This is a genomic window from Phocaeicola dorei, from assembly GCF_013009555.1.
Taxonomy (GTDB): domain Bacteria; phylum Bacteroidota; class Bacteroidia; order Bacteroidales; family Bacteroidaceae; genus Phocaeicola; species Phocaeicola dorei.
Map to the genome: position 1 here is coordinate 3,470,714 of NZ_CP046176.1, position 20,113 is coordinate 3,490,826.

General features: G+C 43.7%; 18 protein-coding genes and 1 pseudogene. 5 read left to right on the forward strand and 14 right to left on the reverse strand.

What is annotated here, in order from left to right; translation table 11 throughout:
• Nucleotides 1–9 precede the first annotated feature (9 nt).
• From GKD17_RS14810 to pstC, 12 genes and pseudogenes are all read right to left on the reverse strand, one after another.
• Nucleotides 10–1,254: a protoporphyrinogen/coproporphyrinogen oxidase gene (locus GKD17_RS14810; protein ID WP_007832432.1), complete on the reverse strand. Its 1,245-nt coding sequence runs from the start codon at nucleotides 1,252–1,254 to the stop codon at nucleotides 10–12.
• A 98-nt stretch (nucleotides 1,255–1,352) separates the two neighbouring features.
• Nucleotides 1,353–2,069: pseudogene (locus GKD17_RS14815) on the reverse strand (IS66 family transposase); the annotation flags it as partial.
• 149 nt (nucleotides 2,070–2,218) lie between these two features.
• On the reverse strand, nucleotides 2,219–2,596 hold the full coding sequence (locus GKD17_RS14820; RefSeq protein ID WP_007832429.1) for a putative toxin-antitoxin system toxin component, PIN family: 378 nt from the start codon (nucleotides 2,594–2,596) through the stop codon (nucleotides 2,219–2,221).
• On the reverse strand, nucleotides 2,589–2,810 hold the full coding sequence (locus GKD17_RS14825) for a hypothetical protein (protein WP_005851526.1): 222 nt from the start codon (nucleotides 2,808–2,810) through the stop codon (nucleotides 2,589–2,591). The genes GKD17_RS14820 and GKD17_RS14825 overlap by 8 nt, the downstream gene beginning before the upstream one ends.
• 116 nt (nucleotides 2,811–2,926) lie before the next feature.
• Nucleotides 2,927–4,024 carry a transcription termination/antitermination protein NusG gene (nusG, locus tag GKD17_RS14830; RefSeq protein ID WP_032935628.1) on the reverse strand — a complete coding sequence of 366 codons (1,098 nt, stop codon included), beginning with the start codon at nucleotides 4,022–4,024 and terminating at the stop codon, nucleotides 2,927–2,929.
• A 359-nt stretch (nucleotides 4,025–4,383) separates the two neighbouring features.
• Complete coding sequence (locus GKD17_RS14835; RefSeq protein ID WP_005843171.1) at nucleotides 4,384–4,758, reverse strand: HepT-like ribonuclease domain-containing protein; 375 nt, start codon at nucleotides 4,756–4,758, stop codon at nucleotides 4,384–4,386.
• Nucleotides 4,751–5,044, reverse strand: a complete 294-nt coding sequence (locus GKD17_RS14840; RefSeq protein ID WP_007832427.1) for a nucleotidyltransferase family protein — start codon at nucleotides 5,042–5,044, stop codon at nucleotides 4,751–4,753. The genes GKD17_RS14835 and GKD17_RS14840 overlap by 8 nt, the downstream gene beginning before the upstream one ends.
• A gap of 108 nt (nucleotides 5,045–5,152) precedes the next feature.
• Nucleotides 5,153–7,726 carry a DUF5686 and carboxypeptidase-like regulatory domain-containing protein gene (locus tag GKD17_RS14845; protein WP_007832426.1) on the reverse strand — a complete coding sequence of 858 codons (2,574 nt, stop codon included), beginning with the start codon at nucleotides 7,724–7,726 and terminating at the stop codon, nucleotides 5,153–5,155.
• Nucleotides 7,727–8,127: 401 nt separating this feature from the next.
• The gene (gene phoU / locus GKD17_RS14850; protein ID WP_032935535.1) at nucleotides 8,128–8,829 is read right to left on the reverse strand and encodes a phosphate signaling complex protein PhoU; all 702 of its coding nucleotides are present in this window, start codon (nucleotides 8,827–8,829) and stop codon (nucleotides 8,128–8,130) included.
• A gap of 203 nt (nucleotides 8,830–9,032) precedes the next feature.
• Complete coding sequence (gene pstB, locus GKD17_RS14855; RefSeq protein ID WP_007832424.1) at nucleotides 9,033–9,785, reverse strand: phosphate ABC transporter ATP-binding protein PstB; 753 nt, start codon at nucleotides 9,783–9,785, stop codon at nucleotides 9,033–9,035.
• 97 nt (nucleotides 9,786–9,882) lie between these two features.
• Nucleotides 9,883–10,770, reverse strand: coding sequence for a phosphate ABC transporter permease PstA (gene pstA, locus GKD17_RS14860; protein ID WP_007832423.1), 888 nt, complete (start codon nucleotides 10,768–10,770; stop codon nucleotides 9,883–9,885).
• Between the two features lie 97 nt (nucleotides 10,771–10,867).
• On the reverse strand, nucleotides 10,868–12,055 hold the full coding sequence (pstC, locus tag GKD17_RS14865) for a phosphate ABC transporter permease subunit PstC (protein WP_007832418.1): 1,188 nt from the start codon (nucleotides 12,053–12,055) through the stop codon (nucleotides 10,868–10,870).
• A gap of 267 nt (nucleotides 12,056–12,322) precedes the next feature.
• Here pstC and GKD17_RS14870 point away from each other — a divergent pair, with 267 nt between their 5' ends.
• From GKD17_RS14870 to tpx, 5 genes are all read left to right on the forward strand, one after another.
• A complete protein-coding gene (locus GKD17_RS14870; protein WP_007832414.1) occupies nucleotides 12,323–13,141 on the forward strand; it encodes a PstS family phosphate ABC transporter substrate-binding protein in 819 nt (272 codons plus the stop codon).
• Between the two features lie 57 nt (nucleotides 13,142–13,198).
• The gene (locus GKD17_RS14875; protein WP_007832413.1) at nucleotides 13,199–14,938 is read left to right on the forward strand and encodes a glutamine--tRNA ligase/YqeY domain fusion protein; all 1,740 of its coding nucleotides are present in this window, start codon (nucleotides 13,199–13,201) and stop codon (nucleotides 14,936–14,938) included.
• Nucleotides 14,939–14,948: 10 nt separating this feature from the next.
• A complete protein-coding gene (locus GKD17_RS14880; protein ID WP_007832412.1) occupies nucleotides 14,949–16,466 on the forward strand; it encodes a tetratricopeptide repeat protein in 1,518 nt (505 codons plus the stop codon).
• Nucleotides 16,467–16,473: 7 nt separating this feature from the next.
• Nucleotides 16,474–17,100, forward strand: coding sequence for a DedA family protein (locus tag GKD17_RS14885; protein WP_007832410.1), 627 nt, complete (start codon nucleotides 16,474–16,476; stop codon nucleotides 17,098–17,100).
• A gap of 68 nt (nucleotides 17,101–17,168) precedes the next feature.
• Nucleotides 17,169–17,672: a thiol peroxidase gene (gene tpx, locus GKD17_RS14890; protein WP_007832408.1), complete on the forward strand. Its 504-nt coding sequence runs from the start codon at nucleotides 17,169–17,171 to the stop codon at nucleotides 17,670–17,672.
• Between the two features lie 210 nt (nucleotides 17,673–17,882).
• Here the strand turns inward: tpx and GKD17_RS14895 are convergent, their stop codons facing one another.
• Nucleotides 17,883–18,953 (reverse strand): GDP-L-fucose synthase family protein, encoded by a 1,071-nt coding sequence (locus GKD17_RS14895; protein WP_007832407.1) that lies wholly within the window; start codon nucleotides 18,951–18,953, stop codon nucleotides 17,883–17,885.
• Entirely contained in the window at nucleotides 18,953–20,035 is a 1,083-nt protein-coding gene (gmd, locus tag GKD17_RS14900) for a GDP-mannose 4,6-dehydratase (protein ID WP_005851498.1), read from the reverse strand. Before gmd ends, GKD17_RS14895 begins: the two co-directional genes overlap by 1 nt.
• Between the last annotated feature and the right edge of the window lie 78 nt (nucleotides 20,036–20,113).

Here is a 20,113-nt window from a genome sequence, read left to right on the forward strand (position 1 = left end):
ATTTTTATATTAAAATCTCTTATTCAAATCTATGGCTGCACCCATAGCCACATCCATATTATAATATTCCCATTCAGCAAATCGTCCTAGCAGATAGAGCCCTTTAGGTTCTATTCGTCTTTTCAAATCATCAATCATTTCACGAGTTGTCGTACTCTGAATGGGGTACGTATACATTTCATAATGATGAGTCAGATATTTAGGAGAATATGGAATCCTAGACAGGTTACTAAGAATATCCTCTTTCGACATCGAATCTGTGAATTCAATTGTTGCTGTCATCTGTCCCTCAGCATTGTTGCTTTCTGCAAAATTACCTGTACAAATAATACGATGAGAGTCATGATTACGACTTGGCATATAAATCCAACTATATGGATTCTTTTCTACTTCACAAAAAACAGATGTTGTTCCATGAAACTCAAGTTTATCTATAAACTCAATATAAGAATCTATATTGATAGAAGAAAAGGATAAAAGAGAAGGAAGTTGTTTAATATTACCACAAAAGATAACTTTATCAGCTTTTTCACCATTAACAATCCATTTACCCTTTTCATGTTTTATCTGTTCTATGGACGAATGATACCGAATGTCAAGACCTTCAGCCATTCTGTTAGCTATAAACTGAGAACCTCCTGTTTGAGGATAATAAAATGAGCTATGAACAAAATTTTGTTCTTCAACATGATTAATATTATTATAAATCATCTCTTGAATGGAAGGCATAGGCAACTTTCCTGCAAGCCATGACAAGGGTACTTTTGTCAAGTCCCTACGCCATACCTTAAAATTATAGGGTTGGAAATAGATTTTGTATAAAGTTTCTCCAAAACGGCTACGCAAGAATTCTTCAAAATTTTTTGGTTCGTTCCTTTCTGAAAGACGAGCTATACCCACTAAATCGTCAATAAAGGATTTCAATATTTGCTCATCAAATAAATAAACATGGTCCTCTATGGGATATGGAATCATTTTACCATTATCCATGGCTACAGAAGCATTCCGCAATGCTTTTATGAATTCCTTTTCACAATTAAATTGCTTCCAAAACCAGTCAAGTACATCTTGACGCTTGGTATTAAAGACATGCCCGCCTGTTTTGTGAAAAAGGTTACCTCTTACCATATCACATTTCACCATTCCACCAGGACGTGACTCACGTTCAAAAACCGTTATATCATAACGATCGTTTAGCATACGAGCTATAGATAAGCCAGAAATTCCAGCTCCAATTATAATTATTTTCTGCATATTATAGTATTAAAAGATACTCAATTTAGGGCATCCTCCTTTGGAAGGGCACTTTTCAGTGCCCTAAACCGAGTTTTGTTAATTAATTAGTTTTGAATTTAACATTGGCTGGCAGCCCAAGTGATTTTGTCAAGAACCATGTTAACATAATCCCTGCACCCGTTAAAGATATTTTTGAAAAAAGTTCCGATGAAGTTCCAGATAGAACTGCCATGAAGCTTTACCGTTCCTATCACACTGTGATAAGTTGCTGCCATCTCTGCACCGGCATCACTACCATAATGAAGTGAATTATTGCGTTGAGTGGTCAGCCTTCGAATGGTTCGCTCAGCCGGGTTGTTGTCTATCGGTAATTCACCATCATCCAAGTAAGCAAAGATCTCTTTCCGGAACCGGTTCAGATAATTGAGAGCTTCTCTATAATACCAGCTTCTAAATTCTGAATCCTTTAACAGTTCACTATCCAATATGCTGCGCAGTTCTATCAGCAGTTCCTTCGTTTCCAAGCTTTGCCTTTCCCGTAACCTCTCTTCCGGAGTAAGTACGGCTTCATCATAAACATGTTCTTTTGAAAAGAATCCCTTAAGAAGGTTTGAAAAACGTATGGCTACCGGTTCACCTCCTTGATCAGCAGCTTTAACGAACTTGTTGTTTGCATAAGACATACATACCTGACGAACGGTATCTGTAAACTGGGCTAATTTTAATTCATCGCCGATAAAGACGTAAGCATTATACCCATCAAACATGATGCTTTTTAATTCTGCATCACCTAAAAAATCTGTAAGGACCTCACGACCACGAGAATCATTTTCTTAGAAAAAGACTTGTAATATCCAGCCATCATTACATCCCATTATTATCAGAAGAATATTCAACCATTTCCTCATTTACCATCAAATCATCTGACGAGCTAGTATTGTACAATTTACGCCCTTCTAACAAATCTGAAAAAGTAGCTAGATCAATCCACTGAAAGTTTAGGAAAAGATATTGTACCCAACACCTTAAAATGCGCATCATTAGAAACCAAATAATCAGCTCCGGCAGCAATAGCACAATCTACAAACTTATTGTCGTCTTTGTCTGCATATATTAAATGAAAATGATAATGAGGGTCAATCAATGACACATAAGGAGAATTTAGCAATGCCTGTATTACATTGGATGCTATCAAAGCATTTGTCTTCAGACTTATTATTTCTTCATACTCCTCCAATATTTCGTTGGAAACATAAAGAATATATTTACCGGAGTGCAAGCCTCTCCACACATTAAAGTAATTCCCTCTTTTTGAAATAGATGAAATCAGACAATTAGTATCCAGTACTATATTAATCATTATAAGGCACTCTCAAATGTTCTTTCAATATAGCCTCATTCTTATCCTGATCCCACAAACCTTCATCCCACAACTTATCCATATCCTCCTCTACTCTTTGAGCAAAGTAGGCTGTCAAAGATTTACGTATTTCTTCCAAGGCACGCTCGTCTTTAGCATAAGAAAACATCTTTAACAAGTGTAGCTGGACTGGGTTAAAAGGTTCTGATTTCATATTCTTTAGCTTTTATATTCCACAAAAGAACAAATTATATTTCACTTATCCTAGCGATTCAACTTGTTTTTAATAACACTGCTCTTACTCCCCCTCATATCATCTACAATGCCATTTCAATGCCTCAGCCACCGGTCATAATCAGCCAACCGGCTGATCAGCTGCTGCTTACTCTTTTTGGGCTTTTCCTCTTTCTTCCACGGATCAATCGCCTCATGCGCCAAATGATAATAGATACTGCTATCCGTACAACCATAAAGTGTAACCACAGCAAGTGCACGCGACTGCTCCGCCTTGACGAGAGGAAGCATTGTCTGCATAACGCCAACTAGCTTTGCCGCCTCTTCTTCCATATCCAATATAGTATAAGCCGGCAGCAAAATGGCATAAAGCTTGCAACGCATCACATCCGTATCCATCTGGAGATTGCCATATTCTTTCAACGCCTTGGCAGCCAGGGAACGATCTTCCTCACTCACCCCCTCCGCACTGTGATAACGCTGAAGAGCATTGTGCAAACCATTCAACATACAGTCATTGTCCAGACGGGTATATACATGCTTGTCCTTATCATTCAGGGCAATTACCTCATACTCACCCGGCATCACACGCAGCAGCGGAACCCACATCCAGTTCTCCACACATACCATCACATCCTTTCGCCCGGCTCCCGGCTGAATGACAACAGTCGCCTCCACCCCCTTAAACCGTCCCTCGGTAATGCGTATCCGGTCGCCCTTGCGCAAACCATCCGGCTGGGGTATATAAACAGGAAGTGTATTGGAATAAGAACGGGCCACCCACTGCAAATTCTCCATTGCGGCATCGGAAAGGTAGGGGAAATACTCCCGCTTCCGCTCCCTCACCCGAGGCAGGAAACTGAGTACAGGAAAACGTTGCATCAGCTGGAAAACATCACGCTCGGAGGCACGGACGAATACATAGTTGAAGAGTAAGGGACGCTGGGTATTGACGAATTTGCCGTCTATACGCCTCACTTCCTGATAGGAAGGAGCAAAAAAGCCGAATGAGGGCTCGCCTGCCTGTATGCGGCGGTCCTGTTCCCGTTGCAAACCGCGCACTCCTCCCCGATGGCAATCGGGAAGCGACAACACATACCAACGCACGGCATTGTTATTCCGCAAAGCTTCCAACGCTTCGGGAGATGCCACAGAACGCTTCGGTTTATCAAACTGATGGAATAGCTTTTTCATGAGGTTTATCGTCAGAAATCCATACTGACCGATACTGAAAGACCATATCAACACAGTAGTTATAACTGGCTGATAAATAGCTTTTTATACAGATTTCATTTTGTATTTCTGAAATCTTTTATTTGTTGTCTCTTTCGTCCGAAGACGTCTTTTCTGTCTGCTTTTTATAGACATGTTTATACCCTCAAAAAAGGTTCTTTACCCTTTATATAAAAGGAATTTAGAAACTTTTTGAGGGCACAAAGATACACTATAATTGTGTATTACACAATAAAAGCGCTTAAAAAATAGGAAAACTTACTTTTGATAAGAAAATAAGAGATGGGTATATTTCGTAATCACAATAAAAGATTCAAGTTTTACAAATATTTATTCAATAGGACTGTAATAACCTTATCCAATTCTATAAGGTCATTCTTTATAGTAGTAAATACTATCTGCTCGTCTACATTACTATATTCATGCGAAATAAGATTGCGCATATCATAAATAGCCAACCAAGGAATTTCCTTATATTCAGAAAGCGGTGATGGTTGTAAAAACAACAACTTTCCTACCTGTTCACCTATTACTTGAAGGCGCATAACACATGCATTGAACACCATCACTTTATCCATGGAGGCTAAAAAATCATCAGCACAATTTATTTCTTTACTCCATTGCTGTATATAGTAAATGGATTCTTTTATCTGGGTTAACCTGTCGCAAATGGTTAGTCGTCCTCCTTTATACATAAATGGCTTCTTTTTCAATATTCTGTTTCAAAAATGGAGACAGTGAGGAACGGAAACGCACTAAATCAATTTCACAATGAAACATTTCCGTCAAAACAGTCTTCAAAGTGTACATAGTGGATAAAGTAGGATTATCAATATCTACAACAATATCCAAATCACTATCTTCCCTGTTCTCTTGACGTGCAACCGAACCGAAGATACCAATTGATTTAATTCCAAACTCATGCCCAAAACATTGTTTGAAACTAACTAACTTTGCCTTACATTCATTTAAGCATAACATACTTTTCACCAACTTTAGGTACTGGAACAAAGATAAACCTTTTATTTGAACGATACAAGTTCTTACCTCGGTTTCTTCATTTCACACACCATCAGAGCTCTCCTTGCATCAGAATGTCATCATCACCATAAACCGCACACCCCATTTGTTCGCATCGGGATGATCCAGATAATTCAGACGGCGGACATAGTCTATGTGCAATATCTTGAAAATATTGTGAATACCCACAGAGCATTCCATGTACGGGGTCTTCGGGTCCATCACAAAGCTGGTAGGACGTCCGTCACGGGTCGGGAACAGGAAGAGTTCGCTGTCACCCGGATGCTTCATCGGATTGTTCTTATCTGTCAAATGACCATACAGCATCTTGAAGCCGATCGCCTCACGCCACTTCAGTTTCTTCAGCAAAGGAATACGGTTGAAAATCTTACCGTTCAAATCCCACGATACATCCAGAGAGGCGTAACGGTCGTTCAGGAACTCCATATTATTAATCAAGTTGAAAGTCTCGCGTTGCAGGATATAAGACAAGTTGGCCGCCGGCATAATCAGCAACGGGAACGGAACTTTATTCCACTGCGCACCGCCTTTCACGAACATATCAATCTTACCCCATGACGAGAACCAGAAACGCTTGTACAGCCCTACTTCCGTCAGATTGAAGTTATACTCTCCGCCCAGCACACCCTTGAAACCGGTCGTGTGTGACAGCGTGAATACCGGAGCGTCAAAAGAAACCGGTATACGGCGTTGCTTGGTATTGACAAATGTCTCACCCGGAGCGTAACGGAAGGCCAAGGAGGCTTCCATGGTCTGAATCTCAGGAACCAACGTTTTCTGGTCATCATTGGTTATATAGGCCAGACCGCCGGTAGGCTCGTCCGTGCTGTGTTTCACTTCCACCGTGGTCTTCAAACCAAACTGCGTCTCGTTCTCATACTTCAAGGCGATATTCCGCACGTAGGACATCTGGTCCACCGTAGAAGTCTTGAAAGAAACGAACACATTATCCTTGTCCGTCTTCAGGAACTTATCCGTGGGCGACATCACATCATACTGATAGCTGAACGTGATAGAGTTCTTCGGGAACTCGCGCGGCAGGTATTCCTTCTTGTTGAAAGAGTATTCCACCTCACCCATATACTTGGAACGATGGTCCTTGAACCCGTAAGCATAATATCCCTTGAAGAACAGATGCGGATTCAGGTTGGCCGTGGTCTGCGCGCTCATACGCAAACGCAATCCGTCGATATAGTTATTGGAGATCATGGTGTTTACCGGACCGATATCTACCTTGCTGGGGTTGTCCTTGGTTCCGGTTTCCACAAAGTTCTCGATAAACGCTTTCAATACAAAAATCACATATTTGAATCCCGGCATCTGTTCCAGACGCTTCACCAGCATATCCATAGAACTCTCGGTCTGCGTAAGCGGAACCGGCCGGTATTGATTCCAGAAATCGTCTCCGCGCATCATGGCGTCCGCCTCTTTGATCTCGGCCCCCTTACGCTTGAAAAGTTGCTGCGGAAGCTCATCGAAGGCATAATCGGAATAACGGGTAGTCCTTCGTATCTGGAATCCTTGCATGATCTTCATCAAGGTCATCTCCACAATCATGTCATCGGTCTTCAACACCCACTCGCCATTGGGCAATTGCTCGAACTCCTGAATAATATCCATATTGTCCACAAAGTTCACTCCCGATTTCTTGGGCAGATTCATCGTACATTTCTTCACCGTATAAGATGAATCGGCCAGTACATACAGATGTCCCGTGAAACCGAAATCCTGCGAGTTATTGGGGACAAAGGTGAGATGGAAACACTTGTCCTTGTCCACGAATGTGGTGTCCATAATGTAAAACTTATAAAACGAAATGGCATCACTGGACGAAATAGGACTGATGAAAGGATACTGCAACAGACGGATATCGTTATCATAAATATTCACATCCGTAAACACATCCTTCAGAACCGTGCTCAGCATATCTCCTGTGGCAAACAGCTCGTTCACCCCCGTAGAGCTCATCCCTTTGATAATGGTCTTCTCACTTTTGGGATGTTTACGGTAAATTTTCTGCGAAGCGGTCTCGTCCACCGAGATAGGAAGGATAAATTTATTGGTTTCCTCACAAAGTTCGATCTGGTCTTTCAGGAAAGGCATCTTTTTATACATGCCTTTTTCCAGCATTTCGGGGGTCACATCATTCAGTGACATTGTGATCTTCTGATACTTGTTGTACTGATAATAGTCATTCTCACTCAGCTTGTTATTGTTCTTATGAGCAATCACTTTCTTCATCAGTTCCACAGCCGGGTTATTCTTACGGGAGTACTTCTCTCGTTTGGGCTTCACCACCACTTCGTCCAGCATGATATCGTCCGGCCTCATCCTCACATTCAGGTTCTTGGTGACACCGGGGATTATATTCACTACTTTTGTTACATACCCCACTGCCGAAAAGGTGAGTTTGTTCCAGCCTTTACGGGTTTCGACCTTATAATGTCCATCATTATCGGTAATGCTTCCTACGCCTTTTCCTTCATAAAAGACTGACAAGTATGGTATGGGATCATTCGTCAATGAGTCTGTTACAACGCCTTGTATATTTTGAGCTGACACCGAAATGCAGCATCCTAATAACAAAAATAGTAAAAACGACTTGATGTATTTTGTCTTCATTCTTTTTACCGCTATTCTTATGAGCCAGCAAAGTTAAGCATTAACTTAAAAGAAAGTTGCTAATATAAGCTAATAATTACAGAAATCTTACATATTGACCAATAAATAGGTGAAATTTAACACTGACAGAGCCATTATATAGAAAATAAAAAAGGGGTCTTTTCACAAAGCCCCCTTTTTAAGTTTTCAATAGGTATTAGTTTTTTTTTAAGGTAAAAAGATTGTTTTCAGGATAACGATGCAAATATGGAGCCTTTTTTTAAACCAGCCAAATAAAAAACTATGCCATACAACATGTTTTTAGAAATTTCTGTCTTTTTTGGCAGATTATTATTCAAAATGCTCTTTATCGGCCTCATTACATATACAAAGATAGCAAAATTTTAATTTGAAACAGCATTTTAATGAGCTTTTTCTTTTCCCAAGAAATGTTCGTCCACTTTATCGCGGTGTTTCAGTACCTTTGCATCTATAAAGAAAACAATCTCTTCAGCGATATTAGTTATATGATCTCCGGCACGTTCCAGTTTACGGATAACGGTGCCGAGTTCCAGGCAAGTCAGGAAATTATCGGGATGTGTTTCCAGATATTTTGTAAGGACGGCAGGGGCAGCCGCATTGATTTCGTCCAGGAAATTGTCTTTACTGAATACATTGAGGGCTAATTCCAAATTTTCTTCATTCAACGCGTTCTTGGTCATTTCGAGCATACTGAGCACTTGTCTCAACATCTCTTCTATACGCAGACTGTGGAGCAGTTCACTATCCAGCACTGTTTCCTCGCTTCTTACCACAAAACGGGCTATGCCTTCGGCAAAATCTCCCAAACGCTCCAAATCACTGTTTATTTTGAACATGGCCAGCACAAAACGCAGGTCAATGGCTACCGGATTGTATAGAGCGATAGTGTCCTCTACATCACTGTCAATTTTCAACTCGAACGCATTCACCCTTTTCTCACGGACAATGACTTGCTGTGCCTGGTCACGGTTAAAGGTCAGCACAGCTTCTCCTGCCCTGTCCAGCTGATTGTAAACCAATGTCCACATCTCGTTCACTTCCTTCTTCAGTGATACAAGTTCTGATTCTATAAATTTCACCATATTCTTAATTCTTGTTTTGTTTATTATTATTTCTTTCACCGCAGATTGCGCAGATTCACACTGATTTTAATTTTCCGGACAGAAGAATAAAAAGGCAAATCCGTACCCATTACATCTGAAAAGCAAACAAGCCTGCATCGAGCTGTGGTACATAAATTCCATTTTTATCTTATCTCCCATTGTGCAACGCTGTGATGAATGCTTTATCCGAAACGTCCCGTAATATAATTCTGGGTCGCTTCTTTGCCCGGATTCGTAAATATCTTCTTCGTATCATCATATTCCACCATATTGCCCATATAAAAGAAGGCTGTTTTGTCACTGACACGCGCGGCCTGCTGCATGTTGTGAGTGACAATAACGATGGTATATTCTTTTTTCAGCTCATGAATCAACTCTTCTACTTTGGCTGTAGAGATAGGGTCCAATGCCGAAGCCGGTTCGTCCATAAGCAGCACCGAAGGAGATACGGCCATGGCACGGGCTATACACAACCGTTGCTGCTGACCGCCGGACAGAGCAAACGCAGACTCTTTCAACTTATTCTTCACCTCATCCCACAATGCGGCTCCTTTCAAGGTTTCCTCCACCCTGTGGCGGATAAACTCATTATCTTTCACCCCATTTACCCGAAGCCCGTAGGCCACATTCTCGAAAATGCTCTTCGGAAACGGATTGGGACGCTGGAATACCATTCCCACATTCTTGCGCAACTCATCCACCTGCACAGACTTGTCGTATATATTTCTCCCGTCAATCAAAATCTCCCCTTCCAGACGAGAGCCGGGAATGAGATCGTTCATGCGGTTGAACAGGCGGAGGAAGGTGGACTTGCCACAACCGGACGGACCTATGAAAGCCACCACCTCTTTCTCTTCAATCGTCATGCTTATATCTTTCAGTGCCTGAAAATCACCATAGAAAAAATTTACATGTTTTGCATCTATCTTATTCATATTCTTAATGTTTTAATAATTTGCTGATTTGTCAATGTGCTAATGTACCAATACCCGTGCGGTACACAGCGCAGCCAATCGGCACATTGACAAATTATTAATTCGTTTTTACTTTATTGGAGAAATATTTGCGAAGTGCATTAGCCAACAGGTTTATAATTAAAATAATGATTATCAATACCAACGCCGTACCGTATGCCAAAGGAAGCTGTGATTCCATATCTGTTCCACTGGTAGAAATCACATAAAGGTGATAAGGCAATGCCATGCATTGGTCCAGAATGCTGTGTGGCAGTTGTGGCAGGAAGTAAGCGGCACAAGTGAAAAGGATAGGCGCCGTTTCACCCGACACACGTCCCAAAGCCAGAATCAGTCCGGTAATGATGTTGGGCATCCCCATGGGCAGAATTACATGCCAGATGGTTTGCAACTTGGTCGCGCCCAAAGCCAGACTCCCTTCACGGAAACTGTCGGGAATCGCCTTCAAGGCTTCTTCGGTGGTACGTATCACCAAAGGTACACAAAGCAATCCCAACGTCAAAGAACCGGCCAGGATACTGTCGCCGAACCCCATGTATTTCACAAACAGTGCCATACCAAACAAACCGAACACAATGGACGGAATACCGCTCAAGTTATTGGTCATCATCCGGATAAAGCGGACCATCTTGCCTTTCGGCGCATATTCGTTCATATAAATGCCACTCATCACTCCCACCGGAAATGCGAACAGCGCACTGCCCACCATCAGATAAAAAGTACCTACAATGGCCGGCCATATACCGCCACCCGTCATGCCGTCACTGGGCGCCGTGGTCAGAAACTCCCAGCTGATTACTCCTATACCTTTATATATAATAAAACCGAGAATGGCGAACAGAATGAGGACAATGCTATAACTCAGCAGTTTGAAAATACCGAATGCCAGCCATTGCGAACGTCTTTTACGCGCCCCTTGCCGGGCAGGGAAAACATCTTGCTTCATATTTTAAATACTTAATTAATCATTTGTCAATCTATCAATATACCCATTGGCTGCGCTGTGTGCCGCATGATCATTAGCACACCGGCAAATTAGTACATTATTTATTTGTTCTTGATGAAATATATTCTACACTAAAGTTGATAAGCATCGTGATGAAAAACAACACCACTCCCAGCAGGAACAGAGCTTCATAGTGCGCGCCGCCGGCGGGTGCCTCTCCCAGTTCCGCTGCAATAGTCGCCGGAATGGTACGGAGCGGTTCCAGAATAGTGGTAGGTATCACAGCCGCATTTCCTGTAACCATCAGCACCGCCATCGTCTCGCCTATGGCACGTCCGATGCCCAGGACAACGCCCGAAGTGATTCCGGAAATGGAAAACGGAATCACCACCTTATATATAGTCTGCCAACGAGTGGCGCCCAATGCCAGACTGGCCTCGCGCATGGCACGGGGACAATTCCGCATCGCATCCTCACTTACGGTAATGATAGTAGGGAGTGCCATGATCGCCAAAACAATACTTCCGGCCAATCCGGTCTCGCCCACAGGCAGATTAAAGACTTTCTGAATAAGCGGTACGATAACAATCAATCCAAAGAAACCGTAGACCACGGACGGAATGCCACTGAGCAATTCAATAACCGGCTTCAGAAAACTACGGGTCCGATGGTCGGCCACCTCGGACATATACACCGCCACCGACAAGCCGAAAGGCAAAGCGAACAGGATGGCAAAGAAACTCACCCAAAGCGTACCCGTAATCAAAGGAAGAAATCCGAACTGAGGGGCGGGAGTAGCCGTAGGGAACCATTCCTTTCCGGCAAAAACCTCGTCAAAAGAAATAGACTCGTCTTTCAGCAGATGCCCCGGAAAATCCTTTTCTATAAACTTGGAGGGAACAAAGGCGATGATGCCTGGATTACCGGCAACGATCTCGCCGATGCACCGGGGAGCCTTCTCGTATTCGGCTCCCAGCTCTTCCTCCGAGAAATAGGAGGTGATATCCTCCAACCGGAAAACTTTAACCTCCGCGTCCGGTCCTCCCAACTCTTTCCAGTTGGTAATCTCTTCGTCAAAAACATCTTTTATTTGTGCCGCACTCAGTTCCTGTACCGGATTGGCTTTATTCACCGCCAGTACATACCCCTCTTCTATGACTTTTTTATTAAAAAGTCCCAGAGCCTCCGCAAATAAGAATACGACAATCAGCAAAATAGTAATGCTCGTTATAAAGCCGCTGCAAGTCAATATCCCTTCTACAATCTTTTCCCAAACTCGTTTCATACAGTTTTAGTCTTCTATTTTAATAACTGATGCAAAAAAAGCCTCTTTATATTAAGGTGATATGAAAGAAGCTTGAAGTATTTGCTACAATTATATTACAAACTTGTTACAGATAAAGAAAAACCTGATCTTATTACCATTTTCCCGCAGGAACAGATTCAATCCACCCTTGCCGGTGAATATTACCCGTAACAGAATCGTAACACACCAGTAAAACAAATGACACAAGAAAACGTTTCTTTTGCACACGAATTAATATAAGAACTTATGAATCAAGTAAAAGCTCTATTTCTTTTTATTCTATTGGCTTGTAGTCTGAATATTACCGCGCAACGCATAAAAGGTAGTGACACGGTGTTGCCCGTATCACAAGAAACAGCCGAGATTTTCATGAAAGATGATCCCGACCGACGGGTAACCGTCACCGGCGGAGGAACCGGAGTGGGGATTTCCGCCCTGATGGACAACACAACAGATATCGCTATGGCTTCCCGTCCCATCAAATTCAGCGAAAAGATGAAACTGAAAGCCGCCAAACAGGAAGTGGAGGAGGTAATTATAGCGTATGACGCCCTGGCCGTCATTGTAAACCCGTCCAACCCTGTCAGCCAACTGACACGCCAGCAACTGGAAGCCATATTCCGCGGCAAGATAACCAATTGGAAACAGCTGGGGGGACCCGATATGAAAATCATTGTCTATTCTCGCGAAACCTCTTCGGGAACTTACGAATTTTTCAAAGAAAGCGCCCTGAAGAACAAGAACTACATGAGCAGCAGCTTGTCCATGCCCGCCACCGGAGCCGTGATCCAGTCTGTAAGCCAGACCAAAGGCGCTATCGGCTATGTGGGACTGGCCTACTTGTCTCCCCGGGTGAAAGCCATTGCCGTTTCCTACGATGACGGCAAGCATTATGTACTGCCCAGCCTTGAAAACGGAAAGAAGAAACTTTACCCCGTAGTACGCCCTCTTTATTACTATTACAATGTAGCCAATAAGGAAAAAGTGACCCCGTTCATTGACTACATCCTGTCACCCGAGGGGCAAAATATTATAAAAAACGGTGGATATATTCCTGTGAAATAAAGGATATCCCAAAAAGAATGCGTACTTTTGCAGCAAAAGTGTAAAATTGATATCACAATGACTGAAATGAACGCTACAGAAGCTACAGAGAAGAAAAGTCTGAACTTCATTGAACAGGCAGTTGAGAACGACCTGAAAGAAGGTAAAAACGGAGGGAAAGTACAAACCCGCTTTCCGCCCGAGCCGAACGGCTACCTGCACATCGGTCATGCCAAAGCCATCTGTCTGGATTTCGGGATAGCTGCACGCTATGGTGGCGTATGTAACCTGCGTTTTGACGACACCAACCCGACCAAAGAAGATATGGAATACGTGGAAGCCATCAAGGAGGACATCCAATGGCTCGGATTCCAGTGGGGAAACGAATATTATGCATCCGACTACTTCCAGCAATTATGGGATTTCGCCGTCAATCTGATAAAGGAAGGAAAGGCTTATATAGACGAACAGAACTCCGAACAAATCGCGGCACAGAAGGGAACTCCCACCCAACCCGGAACCGAGAGCCCTTACCGCAACCGTCCCATCGAGGAAAGTCTGGAACTGTTCAACAAAATGAACAGCGGTGAAATAGAAGAAGGCAAAATGGTGCTCCGCGCCAAAATAGACATGGCAAGCCCCAACATGCACTTCCGCGACCCTATTATTTATCGTGTGGTAAAGACTCCGCACCACCGCACAGGCGAAACCTGGAAAGCATACCCTATGTATGACTTCGCACACGGACAGAGCGACTACTTTGAAGGAGTAACTCATTCACTGTGTACCCTGGAGTTCGTACCCCACCGTCCGTTGTACGACCTGTTCGTGGACTGGGTAAAAGAAGGTAAAGATCTGGACGACAACCGTCCTCATCAGTATGAGTTCAACAAACTGAACTTGAACTACACCTTGATGAGCAAGCGTAACCTGCTGATTCTGGTAAAAGAACATCTGGTAAACGGTTGGGACGACCCCCGTATGCCGACTCTCTGCGGTTTCCGCCGTCGCGGCTACTCGCCCGAGTCCATCCGCAAATTTGTAGACAAGATAGGTTATACCACTTACGATGCCCTGAATGACTTCGCCCTGCTGGAAAGCGCTGTCCGCGAGGACTTGAACAGCCGTGCCACCCGTGTATCGGCAGTCATCAATCCGGTGAAGCTGATCATTACCAACTATCCCGAAGGACAGGTGGAGGAAATGGAAGCTGTCAACAACCCGGAAGATCCGTCGGCAGGCACACACACCATCGAATTCAGCCGCGAGTTGTGGATAGAACGCGACGACTTCATGGAAGATGCCCCGAAGAAATATTTCCGTATGACTCCGGGACAGGAAGTGCGTCTGAAAAGCGGATACATCGTGAAATGTACAGGCTGCAAGAAAGACGACAACGGCAACGTGGTGGAGGTATATTGCGAATACGATCCCGACAGCAAAACAGGCATGCCGGGCAGCAACCGCAAAATCAAAGGTACGATCCACTGGGTAAGCTGTGCACACTGTCTGCCTGCCGAAGTACGCCTGTATGACCGCCTGTGGAAAGTGGAGAACCCGCGTGATGAGATGGCCGCTATCCGCGAAGCAAAGAACTGCGACGCACTGGAAGCCATGAAAGAAATGATCAACCCCGATTCGTTGAATGTATTAACCAACTGCTATGTAGAGAAATATCTGGCCGATGCCAAACCGCTGGATTACTTACAGTTCCAACGCATCGGTTATTTCAATGTGGACAAAGACTCTACACCAGAAAATCTGGTGTTCAACCGCACCGTATCTTTAAAAGATACCTGGAGCAAAATTAATAAATAAAAACAAACTTATGAACTATGACATGTCTTCTTACTTTGAAGACCCGGAATTTAAAGAAGCATTAGCAAGATACGAGGGTATGGTGGAAAACCATACCCCCGCTTATTTTGAAGCTGATGAACTGACCGATATCGCCGAATATTACGCCTCAAAAGGAAGACATAAAGACGCTGACAAGGCCATAAATCTTGCAATCCAATTGCACCCTGATAACATAGACGCCCTGATTTTCCGGGCACGTTCCTTGATGCTGCTAGGAAAAAAAGAAGAAGCCCAAATGGTGATGCAGCTCATCAACAACCCTGCCGACCGTGAATTCAGATTCCTGCAAGCCGACCTACTGATAGAGGAGGAACACATGGAAGAGGCCGATAAGATATTACAACAACTAGCCATGGAGGAGGAGTATGAACTGGATACGCTGCTAGACATCATTCTGGACTACGTTGACGTCAACCAGAAAGAATACGCCAAGAAGTGGATCGACTGCCTGTTTGCCCATTTCGACATGCAAACCCTGCCGGAAACCAACCAACGTCTTCGCGACGTGCTGTGCGATTATTACAGTACTTTCAACAAACCGGACTTGGCTATCCCTTACCTGAACATGACTCTGAACGAGTTTCCCTATTCCGTTCAGCATTGGAACGAACTGGGTAAATGCTATCTGCAACAAGAGCAATACGAAAAGGCGCACGAAGCTTTTGATTTCGCATTAGCCATTGATGAAAACAACACAGAGACATTGACCTTGAAAGCATTCCTTTACAGCCAGACAGCAAATATCAAGGAATCTATCAACTATTATCTCCGTCTGGAAAAGGCGACAGAGAAGAAACCTCCCGTTTATATGGCATTGGCTGGTCTCCACTTCGAGATGAAGGATTACGAAACCGCCATGAAGTATACACAAAAGCTGCTAAAACAGAAACAGGAGATAACTGCATTCGAGCTAACCGATATATATAGTATCGCAGCCCTCTGTCATGTAGCCCTGGGACATCCTGAAGAGGGATATATGTATCTGGACCAAGTGCTGAAGCAGAACGGGAACGATGCGGAAACACGTATCTATGCCGGACAGTTTTTCACGATAATGGCAGGCAGCAAGGACATCAGCGAGGAGGAAAGAAAGAATAATATCGACAAGGCGGAGGAACAATTCAACCTCGCCCTGGAATTCACCCCGAAAGAGGAACGGATGGATATTTTGTTCAAAATCGGATCCAAATACTTCGATGAACATCTCTTTGAATATGCCAACCGGTATTTTGAGCAAATAAACAAAGAATTCCCCCACAACGCCCATAGCACTTATTTCTTTCTGATTTATGGCTATCTTTATTTACAGCAACCAGGTCCGTTCATACACTATCTGGCTAAAATCAATAAAGAACTTCCTGATACGTATGCAGCTCTGGGAGTTGATGAAAACGCACAGTTTCCCGACCAGTTATTCAACGAAGCGATACGCGTAATCAAGGACGATATCAGCAAAGGCAAGCTAAACTTAAACAATTATTTATAATTATTTTATGGAATCAGTTGCATTTATTCAATGGTGTCTGGACCACCTGAATTATTGGACAATTACGTTATTAATGGCCATCGAAAGCTCTTTTATCCCCTTCCCCTCGGAAGTGGTAGTGCCTCCTGCCGCTTACAAGGCAGCCGGAGGCAACAGTGACCTGAATGTATTTCTGGTAGTTATATTTGCGACAATCGGAGCCAATATCGGCGCTCTCATCAATTATTACATAGCCTATTTCGTAGGCCGTCCGCTGGTTTATAAATTCGCGAACAGCCGCTTCGGGCACATGTGTCTGATTGATGAAGCCAAGGTTCAGAACGCGGAACACTACTTTGACAAGCACGGGGCACTCTCCACCTTTATCGGACGTCTTATTCCTGCCGTCCGCCAGCTTATCTCCATTCCTGCCGGTCTGGCCAAGATGAAATTATCCACTTTCCTGCTGTACACAACGCTGGGAGCAGGTATCTGGAATGCCATTCTGGCGGCTATCGGTTACTATCTGCAATCAGTGGTTCCCGAAGAGCAGTTATTGAGTACCGTAACCGAATACAGTCACGAGTTAGGATATTGCTTCATTGCTATCGGTGTTTTAGTGGTAGGTTTCTTGATTTACAAAGGAAGAAAATAAAAAAGAATGAACTTTTTTCCATTTAAATTTGTTATCATTACAGTATCGAACTAAAATATAATAAAATTATGGCAAAAACAGCATTTAAAGGAGCACCGGTGACATTGGCCGGAGAATTTGTAAAAGTAGGAACTTCAGCTCCGGAATTTACATTGGTAAAAGGAGACTTAAGCAATTATACATTAAAGGATGGTAAAGGCAAGTACCTGATTCTGAACATTTTTCCCAGTCTGGATACAGGTGTATGCGCTACTTCCGTACGCAAGTTCAATCAGTTGGCTGCAAACCAGCCCAATACGGTAGTGTTGGCTATCTCTAAAGACCTGCCATTCGCCCAGGGCCGCTTCTGCACCACCGAAGGGATCAGTAACGTTATTCCTTTGTCTGATTATCGCTATACTTCCGATTTTGCTGAAAAATATGGTGTTCTGATGACCGACGGTCCTTTGGCAGGATTATTGGCACGTTCGGTAGTAGTGGTTGACCCGGAAGGAAAAGTGGTTTATACCGAACTTGTTCCCGAAATAACCCAGGAACCGGATTATGAAGCTGCATTAAAAGCAGTAAAATAAAAAGCAGTAAAATAAAAAGCTCCCGAAGGAATAAAGAAAACGGCAGAAGATTTTGTCAATCTGTCTGCATAGGTTTTGGTGGTTTCGGGCATAACTTCAAGAAGTTATGCCCGAAACTTTTATATGTTATGCCGGAAAGATCTATCATCTTGCATACAAACGATCTATAATCTTACACCCGAAAGATCTATCATCTTGCATCTTCATCTTCTAAGACAAATACCATTGATACATTCGGTGTACTCCCTCTTCTATATCAATCTTATGCTGCCATCCCAGACTATGCAATTTGCTTACATCCGTCAGCTTGCGCATAGTGCCGTCGGGCTTCGTAGCGTCAAAAGTCAGTTTGCCTTGATAGCCCACTTCTTTGACAATCTTATCCGCCAATTGAGCGATGGTGATTTCTTTTCCCGTACCGATATTGATATGGCAGTTACGGATATCCTTGGAACCGGGTGTGTATGTATCCTTAAAGTCCACATGCTCCATGATATAGACACTGGCATCGGCCATTTCCTCACTCCATAAGAATTCACGCAACGGCTTGCCTGTACCCCATAAGGTCACTTCCTGTCCGGAGATGCCGTATTTTTTCAATACAGCCAGAATTTCCTCATCCGTATTCAAACCGCTTACTCCCTCCACAGGGCGGAGATTCATATCTTTACGCACCGCATCCCAATCTCCTTCATTCAGGCATTTTCCCAAATGAATCTTACGAATCATGGCAGGCAGCACATGGCTGTTCTCCAAATGGAAATTATCATTGGGACCGTAAAGGTTCGTGGGCATCACGGCTATGTAATTGGTTCCATATTGCAGGTTAAAGCTTTCGCACATCTTCAATCCCGCAATCTTCGCAATAGCGTATGGTTCGTTGGTGTACTCCAACGGTGAAGTCAGCAACACCTCTTCCTTCATGGGTTGTCCGGCATCACGAGGGTAAATGCAAGTGCTTCCCAAAAACAAGAGTTTCTTTACATTGTGACGGAAGCTCTCTCCTATCACATTCTGCTGAATCTGCAAGTTCTGATAAATAAAATCGGCACGGTAAAGACTGTTCGCCATGATACCGCCCACATGTGCCGCCGCTAAAATGACATACCGGGGCTGCTCTTCATCAAAGAACTCCTTCACAGCCTGCCCGTCCAGCAGATCCAGTTCTTTGTGAGAACGGCCTACCAGATTGGTATATCCTTTTTGCTGCAAATTATTCCATATAGCAGAACCCACCAGTCCGTGGTGTCCTGCTACATATATCTTGGCTGTTTTTTCCATTATTCCGCTATTTGAGCCTTTAAATATAGTTTCTTCACGAACTTCATATCATGCTTCACCATGATTTTCACCAGTTCGGGGAAAGAAGTCTTACGGGGATTCCAGCCCAATAAGGTTTTGGCTTTAGTGGGATCACCCAGCAACTGCTCCACTTCGGCAGGACGGAAATACTTAGGATCGACGGCAACCAGTTCCTTGCCCGTCGCCACATCGATGCCTCTTTCATCCACCCCTTTGCCTTCCCAGCGCAACTCAATGCCCACTTCCTTGAAGGCCAAGGTACAGAACTCGCGCACCGTATGATACTCGCCGGTCGCAATAACAAAATCTTCGGGAGTATCGTGCTGAAGAATCATCCACATACACTCCACATAATCTTTGGCATAGCCCCAGTCACGCAAAGAATCCAGATTTCCCAGATACAGTTTGTCCTGATATCCCTGGGCTATACGTGCGGCAGCCAAAGTAATCTTGCGTGTTACAAAGTTTTCACCACGACGTTCGCTCTCATGGTTGAACAGGATGCCGTTCACGGCAAACATACCGTAACTTTCACGATAATTCTTGGTAATCCAGAAACCATACTGCTTGGCCACCCCATACGGAGAACGGGGATAGAAAGGAGTCGTTTCCTTCTGAGGGACTTCCTGCACCAGTCCGAACAACTCGGAGGTAGATGCCTGATAAATCTTGGTCTTTTTTTCCAAACCCAGGATCCGGACAGCTTCCAACATACGCAGCGTGCCTACCGCATCCGCTTCCGCAGTGTACTCGGGCACATCGAAACTTACTTTCACATGGCTCTGAGCAGCCAGATTATAGATTTCATCGGGCTGTACAGCCTGAATGATACGTATCAGCGAACTACTGTCGGTCATATCCCCCCAATGCAGGTTCACCAGACGGGTCTTTTGCATATCACGAACCCACTCGTCCAGATAGAGATGTTCTATACGACCTGTGTTGAATGAAGAAGAACGGCGCAGAATACCGTGAACCTCATATCCCTTTTCAATCAAAAACTCTGCCAGGAATGAACCGTCCTGACCTGTAATACCTGAAATTAAAGCAACTTTTTTCATTTCGTTTATTGTAAATGGCCTCATGCAGGCCTTCTAAGTTAGTTCATATCACATAGCTATCTACCGCTATCTGCCTTT

Excerpts from the sequence above, each read along its gene's own strand:
- GKD17_RS14810 (WP_007832432.1), bottom strand. The coding sequence starts at position 1,254 with ATGCAGAAAATAATTATAATTGGAGCTGGAATTTCTGGCTTATCTATA.
- GKD17_RS14820 (WP_007832429.1), bottom strand. The coding sequence starts at position 2,596 with ATGATTAATATAGTACTGGATACTAATTGTCTGATTTCATCTATTTCA.
- GKD17_RS14825 (WP_005851526.1), bottom strand. The coding sequence starts at position 2,810 with ATGAAATCAGAACCTTTTAACCCAGTCCAGCTACACTTGTTAAAGATG.
- nusG (WP_032935628.1), bottom strand. The coding sequence starts at position 4,024 with ATGAAAAAGCTATTCCATCAGTTTGATAAACCGAAGCGTTCTGTGGCA.
- GKD17_RS14835 (WP_005843171.1), bottom strand. The coding sequence starts at position 4,758 with ATGTATAAAGGAGGACGACTAACCATTTGCGACAGGTTAACCCAGATA.
- GKD17_RS14840 (WP_007832427.1), bottom strand. The coding sequence starts at position 5,044 with ATGTTATGCTTAAATGAATGTAAGGCAAAGTTAGTTAGTTTCAAACAA.
- GKD17_RS14845 (WP_007832426.1), bottom strand. The coding sequence starts at position 7,726 with ATGAAGACAAAATACATCAAGTCGTTTTTACTATTTTTGTTATTAGGA.
- phoU (WP_032935535.1), bottom strand. The coding sequence starts at position 8,829 with ATGGTGAAATTTATAGAATCAGAACTTGTATCACTGAAGAAGGAAGTG.
- pstB (WP_007832424.1), bottom strand. The coding sequence starts at position 9,785 with ATGAATAAGATAGATGCAAAACATGTAAATTTTTTCTATGGTGATTTT.
- pstA (WP_007832423.1), bottom strand. The coding sequence starts at position 10,770 with ATGAAGCAAGATGTTTTCCCTGCCCGGCAAGGGGCGCGTAAAAGACGT.
- pstC (WP_007832418.1), bottom strand. The coding sequence starts at position 12,055 with ATGAAACGAGTTTGGGAAAAGATTGTAGAAGGGATATTGACTTGCAGC.
- GKD17_RS14870 (WP_007832414.1), top strand. The coding sequence starts at position 12,323 with ATGAATCAAGTAAAAGCTCTATTTCTTTTTATTCTATTGGCTTGTAGT.
- GKD17_RS14875 (WP_007832413.1), top strand. The coding sequence starts at position 13,199 with ATGACTGAAATGAACGCTACAGAAGCTACAGAGAAGAAAAGTCTGAAC.
- GKD17_RS14880 (WP_007832412.1), top strand. The coding sequence starts at position 14,949 with ATGAACTATGACATGTCTTCTTACTTTGAAGACCCGGAATTTAAAGAA.
- GKD17_RS14885 (WP_007832410.1), top strand. The coding sequence starts at position 16,474 with ATGGAATCAGTTGCATTTATTCAATGGTGTCTGGACCACCTGAATTAT.
- tpx (WP_007832408.1), top strand. The coding sequence starts at position 17,169 with ATGGCAAAAACAGCATTTAAAGGAGCACCGGTGACATTGGCCGGAGAA.
- GKD17_RS14895 (WP_007832407.1), bottom strand. The coding sequence starts at position 18,953 with ATGGAAAAAACAGCCAAGATATATGTAGCAGGACACCACGGACTGGTG.
- gmd (WP_005851498.1), bottom strand. The coding sequence starts at position 20,035 with ATGAAAAAAGTTGCTTTAATTTCAGGTATTACAGGTCAGGACGGTTCA.